The sequence below is a fragment of the Micromonospora sp. WMMD737 genome (assembly GCF_049179055.1).
Classification (GTDB): Bacteria; Actinomycetota; Actinomycetes; order Mycobacteriales; family Micromonosporaceae; genus Micromonospora; species Micromonospora reichwaldensis.
In genome coordinates, this window is record NZ_JBMHMH010000001.1 from 3838829 (window position 1) to 3852166 (window position 13338).

At 76.0% G+C, this 13338-nt stretch carries 14 protein-coding genes and 1 pseudogene; 7 read left to right on the forward strand and 8 right to left on the reverse strand.

The window, feature by feature from the left end; genetic code table 11:
- Nucleotides 1–59: 59 nt before the first annotated feature.
- A complete protein-coding gene (locus ACN27A_RS16535; protein WP_421458496.1) occupies nucleotides 60–1811 on the forward strand; it encodes a tetratricopeptide repeat protein in 1752 nt (583 codons plus the stop codon).
- 18 nt (nucleotides 1812–1829) lie between these two features.
- Here the strand turns inward: ACN27A_RS16535 and ACN27A_RS16540 are convergent, their stop codons facing one another.
- Nucleotides 1830–2339 (reverse strand): GNAT family N-acetyltransferase, encoded by a 510-nt coding sequence (locus ACN27A_RS16540; protein WP_421454384.1) that lies wholly within the window; start codon nucleotides 2337–2339, stop codon nucleotides 1830–1832.
- Nucleotides 2336–2551, reverse strand: coding sequence for a biotin/lipoyl-binding carrier protein (locus ACN27A_RS16545; protein WP_088973021.1), 216 nt, complete (start codon nucleotides 2549–2551; stop codon nucleotides 2336–2338). The genes ACN27A_RS16540 and ACN27A_RS16545 overlap by 4 nt, the downstream gene beginning before the upstream one ends.
- Nucleotides 2552–2828: 277 nt before the next feature.
- On the opposite strand from ACN27A_RS16545, the gene ACN27A_RS16550 reads away from it, so the two are divergent.
- The gene (locus ACN27A_RS16550) at nucleotides 2829–2903 is read left to right on the forward strand and encodes a 50S ribosomal protein bL37 (RefSeq protein ID WP_369700219.1); all 75 of its coding nucleotides are present in this window, start codon (nucleotides 2829–2831) and stop codon (nucleotides 2901–2903) included.
- Between the two features lie 135 nt (nucleotides 2904–3038).
- On the opposite strand, the gene rsrA is transcribed toward ACN27A_RS16550, so the two are convergent.
- From rsrA to ACN27A_RS16575, 5 genes are all read right to left on the reverse strand, one after another.
- Nucleotides 3039–3326: a mycothiol system anti-sigma-R factor gene (rsrA, locus tag ACN27A_RS16555; RefSeq protein WP_132231099.1), complete on the reverse strand. Its 288-nt coding sequence runs from the start codon at nucleotides 3324–3326 to the stop codon at nucleotides 3039–3041.
- 1 nt (nucleotide 3327) lies between these two features.
- Nucleotides 3328–4167, reverse strand: coding sequence for a sigma-70 family RNA polymerase sigma factor (locus tag ACN27A_RS16560; protein ID WP_151457065.1), 840 nt, complete (start codon nucleotides 4165–4167; stop codon nucleotides 3328–3330).
- A 311-nt stretch (nucleotides 4168–4478) separates the two neighbouring features.
- The gene (locus tag ACN27A_RS16565) at nucleotides 4479–5093 is read right to left on the reverse strand and encodes an alpha/beta family hydrolase (RefSeq protein WP_421454388.1); all 615 of its coding nucleotides are present in this window, start codon (nucleotides 5091–5093) and stop codon (nucleotides 4479–4481) included.
- An 83-nt stretch (nucleotides 5094–5176) separates the two neighbouring features.
- Nucleotides 5177–5569, reverse strand: coding sequence for a WhiB family transcriptional regulator (locus ACN27A_RS16570; protein WP_132231096.1), 393 nt, complete (start codon nucleotides 5567–5569; stop codon nucleotides 5177–5179).
- A gap of 194 nt (nucleotides 5570–5763) precedes the next feature.
- Complete coding sequence (locus ACN27A_RS16575; RefSeq protein ID WP_421454391.1) at nucleotides 5764–6474, reverse strand: SOS response-associated peptidase; 711 nt, start codon at nucleotides 6472–6474, stop codon at nucleotides 5764–5766.
- A gap of 102 nt (nucleotides 6475–6576) precedes the next feature.
- Here ACN27A_RS16575 and aroA point away from each other — a divergent pair, with 102 nt between their 5' ends.
- The 4 genes and pseudogenes from aroA to ACN27A_RS16595 all read left to right on the forward strand — a co-directional run bounded on the left by aroA (nucleotide 6577) and on the right by ACN27A_RS16595 (nucleotide 10895).
- Nucleotides 6577–7878: a 3-phosphoshikimate 1-carboxyvinyltransferase gene (gene aroA, locus ACN27A_RS16580; RefSeq protein WP_421454394.1), complete on the forward strand. Its 1302-nt coding sequence runs from the start codon at nucleotides 6577–6579 to the stop codon at nucleotides 7876–7878.
- A 165-nt stretch (nucleotides 7879–8043) separates the two neighbouring features.
- Nucleotides 8044–8982 (forward strand): ribosome small subunit-dependent GTPase A, encoded by a 939-nt coding sequence (gene rsgA, locus ACN27A_RS16585; RefSeq protein WP_421458498.1) that lies wholly within the window; start codon nucleotides 8044–8046, stop codon nucleotides 8980–8982.
- 86 nt (nucleotides 8983–9068) lie between these two features.
- Nucleotides 9069–9887, forward strand: coding sequence for a histidinol-phosphatase (gene hisN / locus ACN27A_RS16590; RefSeq protein ID WP_421454397.1), 819 nt, complete (start codon nucleotides 9069–9071; stop codon nucleotides 9885–9887).
- A gap of 59 nt (nucleotides 9888–9946) precedes the next feature.
- Nucleotides 9947–10895 (forward strand): annotated as a pseudogene (locus ACN27A_RS16595) (hypothetical protein).
- On the opposite strand, the gene ACN27A_RS16600 reads toward ACN27A_RS16595, so the two are convergent.
- Complete coding sequence (locus tag ACN27A_RS16600) at nucleotides 10850–12052, reverse strand: glycosyltransferase (RefSeq protein ID WP_421454399.1); 1203 nt, start codon at nucleotides 12050–12052, stop codon at nucleotides 10850–10852. The pseudogene ACN27A_RS16595 and the gene ACN27A_RS16600 sit on opposite strands and share 46 nt — an antisense overlap.
- A 216-nt stretch (nucleotides 12053–12268) precedes the next feature.
- Here ACN27A_RS16600 and ACN27A_RS16605 point away from each other — a divergent pair, with 216 nt between their 5' ends.
- The gene (locus ACN27A_RS16605) at nucleotides 12269–13267 is read left to right on the forward strand and encodes an SDR family oxidoreductase (protein ID WP_421454402.1); all 999 of its coding nucleotides are present in this window, start codon (nucleotides 12269–12271) and stop codon (nucleotides 13265–13267) included.
- Nucleotides 13268–13338 lie beyond the last annotated feature (71 nt).

Consider the following 13338-nt stretch of genomic DNA (forward strand, 5'->3'; position numbering starts at 1 on the left):
TGCCCGAGGACGACCGGTCGCTGTCCGCGGCGGAGGAACTTGCCCTGGCCCGCCTCGCCATGGACGACAACGACCTGGCACACGCGGCCGGTCACGTCGCCGCCGCGCTGGCCCAGGCCCCGACCCTGCCCGAGGTGCACGAGACCCTCGCCCGGCTCGCCGCCACCGACGGCGCGGGCGGCGTCGACCTCTTCCCGCTCCAGGGCCACGCCTTCGTCGGCGCCGTCGTGGCCCGCGCGCACCTGCTCGCCGCCGCCGGCCGGCCCGCCGAAGGGCTGGACCTGCTGGTCGCGGCGACCGGCCACGCGCCGGGGACGGACTGGGCCGGGGTGCCGTGGGTGACCACCCCGGAACTCGCCGAACGCCTCGAACCGGACCGGGCCGCCCGGATCCTCATGCAGGTCTGCGCCGCCGTGCCCGACCCGGTGCCCCGCGCCGGCCGGGCCGCCCTGGCCCCCTACCTCGCACTGGCCCGCAACGCGGTCACCGTCCACCCCGGGCACGGCCTGCTGCTGGGCGCGGCGTCCGCGCTGGCCAGGCGCGTCGGCGAGGTCGACCTGGCGATCCGCTGGGCCGCCCGGGGCGTACGCGCGGAGCCGTCGAAGATCGGCGAGGTGTGGCTCGGGTACGCGTACCGCAGCGCCGGGCGCACCCGGGAGGCGCTGGCGGCACTCGGCCGGGCCGTCGCGCACGACCCCGACGACCTCACCGTCTACGCCGACATCGCCGGCACGCTCGCCGACAACGGGCGGCTCGACGAGGCGCTCGACTGGATCGACCGGGCGCTGGCCCGGGACCCCTCCTTCGAGTGCGCCGTGCACACCGCGCACCGGCTGCGGCACCAGCGCGACGGCGACGTGGCGCACCTGGTCGCGCTCGCCGACTTCGTCCGGGACCACCCCGACGACACGCACGAGCACGGCGACCTGGCCGAGAGCTGCCGGGGCCGGCCCTGGCTCGGGCAGGTCACCCCGGCGACCGGACCGGTGGTGGACGCGCTGCGTCAGGCCGTCACCGACGAGCGCGTCGGCCTCGGCGCCGTACGCCTGGACCAGCCCCCGCCGCCCAGCGCGCTGCGTGCCGCCGCCACGGCCGCGCCCGGGCTGCGGATCGAGGTGGCCGGCGTGCCCGACCCGGACCCGCGCGAGCCCCGGCGGGCGACCGCCCGGCAGCTCTGGCGGCCCGACGGGACGACGGTCGTGCCCGCCGTGCCGGCGCCCTCACCGGAGGCGGCGGCGCGGCTGCGGCAGCTCGCCCACCCGGCGTGGCCACACCCGCCGGCGGCGTACGACGCGGCGGTGGGCCTGGCCACCCTGGAACTGGACGACCTGCTCGGCCTGCTGGCGCATCCCCCGGAGGCGCCGCCGACCGCGTTGGGCCGGGTACTCGGGCAGGACCCCTCGCTCTGGGTGCGCTGCGTCCAGGTGTGGGCGTGCCTGGGCCTGCTGCACCACCGCACCGACGAGCCGTGGGCGGAGTCGACCCGGCGCCGGGTGCTGCTGGACCTGGTCTGGGGGGTCGAGGACTGGGTCACCGAGGCGGCCCTGTTCGCCCTGGTCACCGCCGCCTGGGTCGACCCGGACGTGCGCGCCGACGTGGCCCGGGTGGTCACCGAGCGGCTGGCCGACGTGGCAGCGGTCGCCCGGGCCCGCCCGGCGCCGATCGCGTCGTCGCTGGCGCACCTGGCCCTGGCCAGCCCGGCCCTGGATCCGGAGACGGCGGCCCTGGCCACCGCGCTGACGGCCACCGCCCCGGTCCCCCGGCCGCGTTCCCGCCTGCGCCGCCTCTGGGGGTTGCTCAGGCGCCGGTGAGCCGTCGCCGCCGGCGCCTCACGCGCCGGTCAGCTCCAGCCGCAAGCCGAGCAGGTGCACCCCGTCCACCGGCGCCCAGTCCAGCTCGGGCACCCGTACGAAGCCGCGCCGCCGGTAGAGCCGCTGGGCGGAGGCGGCGAAGCCGTCGCGGACGCAGATGACGACGGCGGAGCAGCCCAGCTCGCTCGCCCGCGACACGCAGGCCTCGACCAGCGCCGCGCCGACGCCCCGCCCCTGCGCGGCCGGGTCCACCGCCAGCATCCGGAACTCCGCCTCACCCGCCCGGGACAGCTCGGCGTAGCGGCTGCCGGGCAGGACGAGGGTGACCGAGCCGAGCAGCTCGCCGGTGGCGTCGTCGACGGCGACGAGCACCTCGCCGTCGGTGGCCCGGGACGCCACGTCGGCGAGTACGGCGGCATAGCCGTGCTCGTTCTTCAGCTGGCCGTCCGCCTCGTACGCGGCCACCGTCAGCCGGGCCACCGCCGCGAAGTCGGCCGGCCCGGCCCGGCGTACCGAGAGGCCGGTCAATCGATCACCGCGATCAGGTCACCGTCCTGCACGACGTCGCCCTCGTTGACCGCGAGCTGCTTGACGACACCGTCGGACTCGGCGACGACCGGGATCTCCATCTTCATCGACTCCAGGATCACCAGGGTGTCCCCCTCGGACACGGTGTCCCCGGCCGACGCGACGACCTTCCAGACGTTCGCCACCATCTCGGCGCGGATCTCCTCGGCCATCTTCGGGCCCTCCCTCTCGCGGTTGCCTGCCGACGTATCCAATCATGCGGGCGACCGCCGGCGGGCGTGGAGCGGCGCGGGCCGGGCCGATGATCGACTCAGGGACGGTCCCCCGGCGGGTCGTGCGGCGTGGCGCGGCGTCGGCGGCCCCGGCGGACGACGGCGGGTGCCGGCCGCACTAGCATCAGCGGGTCGGACCCGGCGCCGGGAGGACCGGTGCGTGCACCGGCGCCGAGATCGTGCGCAGGCGGGATCCGACCATCACGAGGAGGTCACCATGGCGAAGAAGGCCCGCAAGAAGAAGGCCCGCAAGAAGAGCGGCGCGAACCACGGCAAGCGCCCCAACTCCTGACCGGCGGCCGGGCCCCACGGCCCGGCGTCGACCAGTCGGCGCAGACGCCGGTGGCCCGGGTCGTCACGACCCGGGCCACCGGCGTTGCTGTCCCCGGGGGCACCGACCTCGTCGGCTGCCGCACCCGGCCCGACCTCAGTCGGCAAGCTCCTTCGACTCGGTGCCCTCGAAGACGACCAGCTCGGTGAGGCGCAGCCGCAGCCGCTCCCGCAACTGGTCGGGCGCGGTCTCGTTGCCGCAGCAGCGGGCCACCAGCGCCCGCACCTCCTGCTCGATGCCGTACTCGCGCAGGCACGGGCCGCACTCGTCGAGGTGGTGCCGGATCAGCGTGCGCCGCTCCTCGGCGCACTCCAGATCCAGGTAGAGGTAGACCTCCGCGATGACCTCGCGGCAATCCGTCTCGTGCGGATCTCCACAGCTCATGTCAGACCTCCCGGCCGGCGGAAGCGGTCGAGCCCTTCTTCGACGCCGCGGCGCTGAAGCCCCGCTCTGCGGCGTACTGTTCGAGCAGCTTGCGCAGATTACGCCGGCCCCGGTGCAGACGCGACATGACCGTGCCGATCGGCGTGCCCATGATGTCGGCGACCTCCTTGTAGGAGAAGCCCTCGACATCCGTGAGGTAGACGGCCAGGCGGAACTCCTCCGGCAACTGCTGGAGGGCCTCCTTGACGTCGCTGTCCGGCAGCCGGTCCAGCGCCTCGGTCTCGGCCGAGCGCAGCCCGCTGGAGGTGTGCGACTCGGCCTCGGCGAGCTGCCAGTCGGTGATCTCGTCGGTCGGCGCCTGGATGGGCTGGCGCTGCCGCTTGCGGTAGGAGTTGATGTAGGTGTTGGTCAGGATCCGGTAGAGCCAGGCCTTCAGGTTCGTGCCCTGCTCGAACTGGTGGAAGGCGGCGTACGCCTTCAGGTAGGTCTCCTGGACCAGGTCCTCGGCATCCGCCGGGTTGCGGGTCATCCGCAGCCCGGCAGCGTAGAGCTGATCGACGAAGGGCATCGCGTCCCGCTCGAAGCGGGCCCTGCGCTCGTCCGTCTTCTCGGTGGTCAACCGCACATCCCCTCGCGTCGGATGCTTTCCCGCCGAGGATACGCGTACCGACGTGCCCGCAGATTCACTTCCGGCGGGTGTGCTCGTGCTCACCGTGTGCGTGCTCACCGCGGCCGGGCCGACCGGCGGCACCACCGCGGGCCAGTCCGGGCCGCCCAGCAGCCGTCGCAACTGCCGCGCTCCCCGCTCGTCCCGTTCCCGGACCCGCGTCTCGGTCGGCACCGGTCTCCCCCCTCGCCAGAAATGTCGTCCCGGGGGGTGCAACGCCCCCGACGGGGCGAGGCATTCCGCTCACCTCCCCCGTTCCTGGTCCCGGCGCCGGCGGAGGCCGACGCTGGGACCAGGAAGGGCCTGGGAGGACCGGCGCCGCCCGCCCGAACCGGGCGTCCGGCGCCATCCGATGCAACGACCCGCCGCGGCAGGCGGACACGGCCCGCCGGAGCGCCGGGCGTCCGCCGCCGGAGCGCGCCCGCACCCCGGTCACGGCGGGCGCCGGTCCCGGTCGCGTGGGCGGCGGGGCGGCGGGGCGGCGGTCAGCCTCGCGCCCAGCCCCGTCCGCGCAGCCAGTCGCGCACCACGGCGGCCGTGCCGGCCGGGTCCCCCCGCAGGTCGTGCCGCTCCCCCGGCCGGGTCACCACGTGCACCCCCGGCCCCGGCTCCGGCACCCCGAACGGGTCACGGTCGCCGTTGACCACGAGGGTCGGCAGGCCGGTCGCCAGCTCCGCCGCCCGCGACCGCTCCGGGCGGCCGGGCGGATGCAGCGGGAACGCGAGCGCGACGACCCCGGCGGCGCCCACCGCGGGCGCGGTGCGGCACGCCACCCGCGCGCCGCTGGACCGGCCACCCACCAGCAGCGGTACGCCGGGATGCCGCTGCCGCAGCACGGCGAGCACGGCGGTCCACGCCTCGTCGAGGTGCCCCGCCGGTGCCGGCGCACGCCGTCCGGCGACGCGGTACGGCTGGGTCACCCGGGCCACCACCAGCCCGGCGTCGACCGCCGCGTCCCGGAGCGCACGCAGGTCGGCAGCGTCGACGTCGCCGCCCGCGCCGTGCCCGAGCACCAGCAGGGCGCTCGGCGCACCCGCCGGCAGGTCGGTGTCGACCCGGGCGGGCCCGCGCGGGGTGGGTACGTCGTCGTCCTCGGGCATCGGCCCATTCTGCGGTGTCCGGGGCACGACGGGCAGCCGGCCCGCCGAGGTGGCGGCCCGGCTGCGACCGGTTCAGTCGACGGTCAGCTCAGCGGCACCAGGGTGAGCAGCCGGTCCCGGACCGGCGGACCCGCCTCGCGGGCGGCGTCCGGATCCGGTTGCACCTCCTCGCGCCAGGCGACCAGCATCGCCCGCCGTTCGCGCGGTGTGGTGCCGCCCCAGACGCCGTGGCAGTCACCCACGTCCAGCGCCCAGGCCAGGCAGGATCCCTGCACGTCACAGCTGCGGCAGAGCGCGACGGCGGCGTCGGCCGGCTCGTTCGGCGCCGGAAAGAACGTTTCCGGGTCGACGTTCTGGCAGGTTCCCCTGGTGCGCCACGCCTCGTCCTGTCGCCGCTCCCGCAACGCCCGCAACAGCCGCGGATCCCGTCGTGCGGTGGCCACCTCGTGCGGCCGGGGCATACGTGCCCGTGTCATCCACCCACCTCCCCCGTGGGACCGGCAAGATCGGTGTGCGTCGTCCGCCCCGTGCGAGTCGCGCCCACTACCGGCGCTGTGTTGTATCGCACTTCCGGACACCGGGACAAGACTTCACGGCGAATATGGGTGAACGTCGGGGCGACGTTTCGCCCGCAACTCTGGCAAATCATGCCCGACAATGTGTCGGACTGTCAGAAGAGCGTCATTTCCTCTGGCGCGGCGGCCCGGGCGAGCGGCACCCTCTCGGTCAACTGCGGCCCGTCGTTACGCACGTCGCCCACCGCCGTGCCCACCGGGCGGATCTCCAGCGTCGCGAGCCAGTCGGGCGCGGGCGGTGCGAGCAGGCCCGCCGGCTCGTCGGTCGACGCCAGCCACGCCCCCCAGCGGTCGCGGGGCAGCAGCAGCGGCATCCGGTCGTGCACCTCGGCCAACTCGCCCAGCGCGGCGGTGGTGAGCACGCTGAACGTCAGCAGCGGGCCGTCGGAGCCGTCCCAGACCGACCAGATGCCGGCGAAGGCGAGCACCGAGCCGTCCGAAGGGGTCATGTAGTAGGGCTGCTTGCGTCCGTCGGCCGCGCGGACCCACTCGTACCAGCCGTCGGCCGGGACGAGGCAGCGGCGGCGGGCGAAGGCCCCGGCGTACGCCCGGCTGGTGGCGACCGTCTCGGCGCGGGCGTTGATCATGCGGGCGGCGCCGGCGGGCGACCTCGACCAGGACGGGACCAGGCCCCAGCGGCCGACCGACAGCGCGCGGTGGCCCTCCGGGCTGACCCGCACCAGCGGCACCGGGTCGGTGGGCGCGACGTTGTGGTCGGGGCCGACCCCGCCGCCGGTCTCGTCCTGGGACTCGAACAGCGCGCTCAGGTCGCCCGCGCTCCGGGTCGTCGCGTACCTCCCGCACATGCCGCACACGCTAACCCGCCGCGCGCCGCCCGGCTGTCCCGCTGACCGGGAGGACGCGTGCCGGCCGGCGCCACCCGCCGTCGGACGCGGCAGAATGTAACCGTGGGGAACCTGATCGCGACCCGGCCGCCGCAGCCGTGGACCGCTCCGACCGCCTCCGACCCGGTCGCGGCGACGCTGCGCCTGCCCGGGTCCAAGTCGATGACCGCGCGCGCCCTGGTGCTGAGCGCGCTGGCCGGCGGACCGTCGACCCTGGCCGGGCCGCTGCGCGCGCGGGACACCGAGCTGATGGCCGCGGGGCTGCGCGCGATGGGCGCGCACATGTCGATCAGCGACGACGAGCGCTGGCTGGTCCGCCCCCACCCGCTGGTCGGCCCCGCACACGTCGACGTCGGCCTGGCCGGCACCGTGATGCGCTTCGTCCCGCCCGTGGCGGGCCTGGCCGACGGGCGGATCACCTTCGACGGCGACCCGCAGGCGCGCACCCGGCCCCTCGGCCCGCTGATCGGGGCGCTGCGCTCCCTCGGCGCCCGCGTGGACGCCCCCGCCACCGGCAGCCTGCCGCTGACCGTGCTCGGCACCGGGCGGGTGGCCGGCGGCGAGGTGGTGATCGACGCCTCCGCCTCCAGCCAGCTGGTCTCCGGGCTGCTGCTGGCCGCGCCGCGCTTCGACCGGGGCGTGGTGGTCCGGCACGTGGGCCCGCCGGTGCCCTCCGCGCCGCACCTGCGGATGACGGTGCAGATGCTCCGGGCCGCCGGCGCGGCGGTCGACGACGGCACCCCCGACGTGTGGGTGGTCGAGCCGGGCCCGCTGACGGGGCGCGGCTGGGAGATCGAGCCGGACCTGTCGGGTGCCGTGCCGTTCTTCGCCGCCGCCCTGGTGACCGGCGGCGAGGTGACCCTCCAGGGCTGGCCGCGCAGCAGCGCCCAGCCCGTCGAGCAGCTCCGCTCGCTGCTCCAGCGGATGGGTGGCGAGGTGACCCTCTCCACCGACGGGCTGACGGTCCGGGGCACCGGCGCGGTGCACGGCCTCGAAGCCGACCTCTCCGACGTCAGCGAGCTGACCCCGGCGCTCACCGCGCTGGCCATGCTCGCCGACTCGCCGTCGGTGTTCACCGGCGTCGGCCACATCCGCGGCCACGAGACCGACCGGCTGACCGCGCTGGCGCGGGAGTTCGCCGCGCTCGGCGCCGACATCACCGAGTCCCCCGACGGGCTCGAGATCCGGCCCCGGCCGCTGCACGGCGGGGTGTTCGAGACCTACCACGACCACCGGATGGCGCACGCCGCCGCCGTGGCCGGCCTGGCCGTCCCCGGCATCGAGCTGAGCGACGTGGCGTGCACCTCGAAGACCATGCCCGAGTTTCCGGCACTATGGTCGGCGTTGGTGACCGGCAAGAGCTGACACGACGGGGGGCGGGTCCTGGCGACCAGACGACGGGAGTACGACGAGGACGACGTCCGGGTGCGGCCCGGCAGGTCGTCGCGCCCGCGTACCCGCACCCGACCCCGGCACTCCGACGCGGTGGACGGCTTCGTGATCGCCGTCGACCGGGGCCGCTACACGTGCGTGCCGCCCGACGCCGGGCCGGACGCGCCCCTGGTCACGGCGATGCGGGCCCGGGAGCTGGGGCGCAAGTCGGTGGTGGTCGGCGACCGCGTCGGCCTGGTCGGGGACACCTCCGGCGCGGCCGGGGCGCTGGCCCGGATCGTCCGGATCGCCGAACGGACGTCGGTGCTGCGGCGCACCGCCGACGACGACGAGACCACCGCCGAGGGACGGCTGGAACGGGTGGTCGTCGCCAACGCCGACCAGTTGGTCATCGTGAGCGCGCTGGCCGACCCGCCGCCGCGCACCGGCTTCATCGACCGGTGCCTGGTGGCCGCGTACGACGCCGGCATCGAGCCGCTGCTCTGCCTCACCAAGGCCGACCTGGCCGGCCCCGAGGCGGTGCTCGACTACTACGCCGAGCTGGAGCTGCCGTACGTGCTGATCCGCCCGGACTCCGACCTCGACGCGCTGCGCGACCTGCTCGCCGGGCGGATCTCGGTCATGGTCGGGCACTCCGGGGTGGGCAAGTCGACGCTGGTCAACCGCCTCGTGCCGGACGCCGCCCGGGCGGTCGGCACGGTCAGCGCGATCGGCCGGGGCCGGCACACCTCCACGAGCGCGGTGGCGCTGCGACTGCCCCGGGACCCGGCGCACGGCGAGGACGCCCCGGCCGGCTGGATCGTCGACACTCCCGGGGTACGCAGCTTCGGGCTCGCGCACGTCTCCGCCGACAGCCTGCTGCACGGCTTCCCCGACCTGGTCGAGGGCACCGTCGACTGCCCCGCCAACTGCCCGCACACGCCGGACGAGACCGCCTGCGGGCTGGACGCCTGGGTCACCGCCGGCAAGGCCGACGCGCGCCGGCTGGCCTCGTACCGCCGGCTGCTGGCCTCCCGGTCCGGGGAGGGCGACGCGCGCGAGCCCGACCAGCGGAACCCGGGCGTGCGCGAGGAGTGAGCTTGCGAGCCCCGCAGTCGCACGCGAAAGGCGGACACGGCGACCCGCTCGCCGGGTCCTGAGCCGGTCGCCGCTACCGTTTGGGCATGCCCGGGTACGCCGACGACCTCGCCCTCGCCCACCTGCTCGCCGACGCCGCCGACGCCGTCTCCACGGCCCGGTTCCGCGCGCTCGACCTGCGGGTCCAGGCGAAACCCGACCTGACCCCGGTCTCCGACGCGGACACCGCGGTGGAGCGGGAGATCCGGGCACTGCTGGCCGTGCACCGGCCGGCCGACGGCCTGCTGGGCGAGGAGTACGGCGAGGAGCCCGCCAGCGGCCCGGACGGTCGCCGGTGGGTGGTCGACCCGATCGACGGCACGAAGAACTTCATCCGGGGCGTGCCCGTGTGGGCCACCCTGATCGCGCTGTTGGAGGGCGACCGCCCGGTCGCCGGACTGGTCTCCGCGCCGGCGCTCGGCCGCCGCTGGTGGGGCGCGCTCGGCGAGGGCGCGTACGCGGGGCCGGACGCCGCCGGCGGCACACCGATCCGGGTTTCCGCGGTACGGGACCTCGCGGACGCGAGCTTCTGCTACTCGTCGCTGACGGGGTGGGAGTCCGTCGGGCGGCTGGACGCGATGCTCCAGCTCATGCGGGACACGTGGCGCAGCCGGGCGTACGGCGACTTCTATGGCTACATGCTGCTGGCCGAGGGCGCGCTGGACGTGATGGTGGAGCCGGAGCTGTCGCTGTGGGACGTCGCCGCGCTCGTGCCGATCGTCGCCGAGGCGGGCGGGACGTTCACCGACCTGGCCGGCCGGCCCGCCCCCTCCGGCGACGTCGGCACCGAGAGCAGCGCCGTGGCCAGCAACGGCGCGCTGCACGCCGACATCCTCGCCCGGCTGGGTCGGCCAACCGAGCACTGACCCCCGGCAGCCTCTATCCTCGCCAAGTGGTTTCCTCCGGTTGGTGCTTCCTCGCGGCCATGATCGTCGCGTACGGCGTCGCCAACCTGCTCCAGTCGGTGGCCGCCGCGCGCACCACCGTGCACCACTCCTTCGACCCGGGGCTGCTGCTGCGGCTGGCGGGGCACCGCACCTACCTGGTCGGGCTCGGCTGCCAGGTCGCCGGGTTCGTGCTGGCCCTGCTCGCCCGCCGGGACCTGCCGCTGTTCCTCGTCCAGTCCAGCGTCGCCGCCGGGCTCGGGGTCACCGCCCTGCTCGGCGTGCTGGTGCTGAAGTGGCGGCTGCCGGCCGCCGAGGTGGCCCTGCTGGTGCTGCTGTTCGCCGGCATCACCGCGCTGGTGCTCTCCGCCGAGCCCGCGCCGGCCAAGCCGCTCGGCACCGCCGGCCTGATCGCCCTGGCGGTGGCGCTCGGCGTGATCGCCGTGGTCGGCTTCTTCGCCGTACGCCTGCACGGGGCGCCCGGCTCGGTGGCGCTCGGCGCGCTGGCCGGGCTGGCGTTCTCCGCCGCCGCGGTGGCCGCCCGGCCCCTCGCCTCCGCCCCGACGCCGGAGGCGTTCGTCCAGGATCCGCTGCTCTACCTGCTGATCGTCCACTCGGTCGTCGGCCAGCTGCTGCTCGGCCTGGCCATGCAACGCGGCTCGACCACGGCCGCCGTGGCGGCGATGGACGCCGCCGGGGCGGTGCCCGCCGCGATCGTCGGCCTGCTCCTGCTCAACGACAAGATCTGGCCCGGGCGGGAGTGGCTCGCCGCGGTCGGGTTCCTGGTCACCCTCGCGGCGGTCATCGGCCTCACCCGGTACGCCGAACCCCAGCACCACCACGCGGTCGCCGGGGAACGGGACCGGCGCATGGTGGGCGTCGGAGCGCCCGGTCGCCCGCTCTGAGCCGGCCCCGGTCAGGCCGCCTCGGACCGCTAGCCCCGCTCAGGCGGCCTCGACCGGCTTGCGGCGGCTCACCACCCGCTCGTAGAGGCGCTCCAGCGCGCCCGCCGTCCGCTCCCAGGTGTAGCTGCACCGCACCCGGTCGACGGCGGCGTGCCCGTACGCGAACCGCCCGGCGTTGTCGGCGAGCAGCCGGCGCAGCGTCACGCCCAGCGCGCGGACGTCGCCCGGCGGCACCAGCCGGCCGGTGACCTCGTCGACCACGGCGTCGGCGATCCCGCCCATGGAGTAGCCGACCACCGGCACCCCGCAGGCCATCGCCTCCAGCGACACCCGGCCGGCGGACGAGTAGTGCGGGGTGCAGGCGACCACGTCCGCCGAGCGGTACCAGGTGGCCATCTGCTCGTGCGGCACCGCGCCCACCAGCTTCACCTGGTCGGCCACCCCGCTGCGCTCGGCCAGCTCGCGCAGCCGCCGGGCCTCGGCATGGTTGGCGAGCTGCTCGGCGGGCGGGCCGCCGGCGATCACCAGCTCGGCGTCGCCGACCAGTCGCATGGCCCGGATCAGGTCCTCCTGACCGTGCCCGGCCGAGAGCCCGCCGACGGAGAGGATCCGGGCCCGCTGGTCGCGGGGCGCGGCCTCGCCGTCGGGGTGGAACTGCGCGGTGTCGACGCCCGCCGGCACCATCGCCACGGAGGCGCGTTGCAGCCCCATCCGGGTCAGCTCGTCGACCTCGTCGTTGCACTGGGCGACCGCGATGTCCACCGCCCGGGTCAGCGCCCGCTCCAGCGGGATCCGCTCCCCCGGCCCGTCGTACTGCCGGCCGAGGTGGCGCAGCTGCTCGACGCCGAGGGAGTGGAACGTCTGCACCACCGGGACGTCCGTCTCGCGGACCGCGTGCGCGGCGGCCAGCCCGCCGACCCAGTAGTGCCCGTGCACGACCTCGGGACGCCAGTCGCCCGTCCACCTCTCGGCCAGCCAGGCGCCGAACGCGGACACGTGCGGCACCAACTCGGCGGTGGGCAGCGGGGCGGCCGGGCCGATCGGCACCCGCTCCACCCGGTAGCCGTCGACCGTCGCCGTCTCCGGCAGGGCTGGGTCGTCGCGGCGTTCGTACACCCGGACGTCGTGGCCCCGCGCGGCGAGTTCGGCGGCGACCCGGGCGATGTGCTGGTGGGTGCCGACGGTCAGGCCGTCGGTGCCCCTGGACGGGCCGGCGTGCGCGCAGACGAGGCCGACGCGCATGGGTCACCTCCATGCGATCTTCTCAAGCGGTGGTCCTCGGTCAGAGGGTCCCATTAACCGAACCCCCGGGAGCCGAAACCTGGCAGATCGGGAAGAGCCCGGCGGGTGCTTGCGCGACGGCAACTGTTGCGGGGCGGGCGACACCCCGATCGGGGGCCGCGAGTATCCGACCGGCGCCGGCCGCATGACCCCCGCCGACGAGGGTACGGGCGAGGAATGCCACTCACCCGCAACCTCGCCGACGCCACCGTCGTGCTCACCGGCGCCTCCAGCGGCATCGGCACGGCCACCGCGTACGCCCTCGCCCGGCGGGGCACCGCCGTGGTGCTGGCCGCCCGCAGCGAAGCGGCGCTGGAGGAGGTCGCCGTGCGGTGCCGGGAGCTGGGCGGGCGGGCGCTGGCGGTGCCGACCGACGTGACCGACCCGGCGGCCGTCGAGCGACTCGCCGCCCGCGCGGTCGCCGAGTTCGGCCGGATCGACGGCTGGATCAACAACGCCGCGGTCGGCGCGGTCGGGCTCTTCGACGAGATCCCCGTGGCGGAGTTCCGCCGGGTGCTGGAGGTCAACCTGCTGGGCGCCGCGTACGGCACCAGGGCCGCCCTGCCCCACCTGAGCGCGGCGGGTGGCGGGGTGCTGGTCAACAACGCCTCCGTGCTGGCCGAGGTGGCGATGCCCTACCAGTCGGCGTACAACGCCACGAAGCACGGCATCCGCGGGCTGGCCGACACGGTCCGCCAGGAGATGCGGGTCACCGGGCGGGGCAACATCTCCATCTGCACGGTGCTGCCGGCCACCATCGACACCCCGTTCTTCCGGCACGCCGCCAACCACAGCGGGCGGGAGCTGGTGCCGCCGCCCCCGGTCTACCCGCCGGAGGTGGTGGCCGAGACGATCGTCCGGCTGCTGCGCCGCCCGAGGCGCGAGGCGTACGCCGGCGGCGCCGCCCGGCTGATCGGCCTCCAGTGGCGGCTCGCCCCGGCGGTCGCCGAGCGGGTCCTCGGCTGGTACGCGCACCGCACCCAGTTCGGGCCCGCCCCACGGCCGGAGAGCACCGGCAACGTCTTCCACGCCGACGCGGCGGCGCGGCGCGAGGGCGGCTGGCACGGCCGGCGGCGGCACCTGGTGCGGATGACCGCCGCCTTCGGGCTGGCCGCGGCGGGGACGGCCGTCGGGACGGTGGCCGCGATGACCCGCCGCGCGGGAACGAGGCGCTGATGCCGGGGGCCGAGCGGTCGGGTGCGCGGTCCGGGCGGACGGTGCACGGTGCGCTGCCCGGCCCGCAGGGC

Excerpts from the sequence above, each read along its gene's own strand:
- ACN27A_RS16535 (WP_421458496.1), top strand. The coding sequence starts at position 60 with ATGGACGACAACGACCTGGCACACGCGGCCGGTCACGTCGCCGCCGCG.
- ACN27A_RS16545 (WP_088973021.1), bottom strand. The coding sequence starts at position 2,551 with ATGGCCGAGGAGATCCGCGCCGAGATGGTGGCGAACGTCTGGAAGGTC.
- rsrA (WP_132231099.1), bottom strand. The coding sequence starts at position 3,326 with ATGAGCTGTGGAGATCCGCACGAGACGGATTGCCGCGAGGTCATCGCG.
- ACN27A_RS16565 (WP_421454388.1), bottom strand. The coding sequence starts at position 5,093 with ATGCCCGAGGACGACGACGTACCCACCCCGCGCGGGCCCGCCCGGGTC.
- ACN27A_RS16570 (WP_132231096.1), bottom strand. The coding sequence starts at position 5,569 with ATGACACGGGCACGTATGCCCCGGCCGCACGAGGTGGCCACCGCACGA.
- ACN27A_RS16575 (WP_421454391.1), bottom strand. The coding sequence starts at position 6,474 with ATGTGCGGGAGGTACGCGACGACCCGGAGCGCGGGCGACCTGAGCGCG.
- hisN (WP_421454397.1), top strand. The coding sequence starts at position 9,069 with ATGCCCGGGTACGCCGACGACCTCGCCCTCGCCCACCTGCTCGCCGAC.
- ACN27A_RS16600 (WP_421454399.1), bottom strand. The coding sequence starts at position 12,052 with ATGCGCGTCGGCCTCGTCTGCGCGCACGCCGGCCCGTCCAGGGGCACC.
- ACN27A_RS16605 (WP_421454402.1), top strand. The coding sequence starts at position 12,269 with ATGCCACTCACCCGCAACCTCGCCGACGCCACCGTCGTGCTCACCGGC.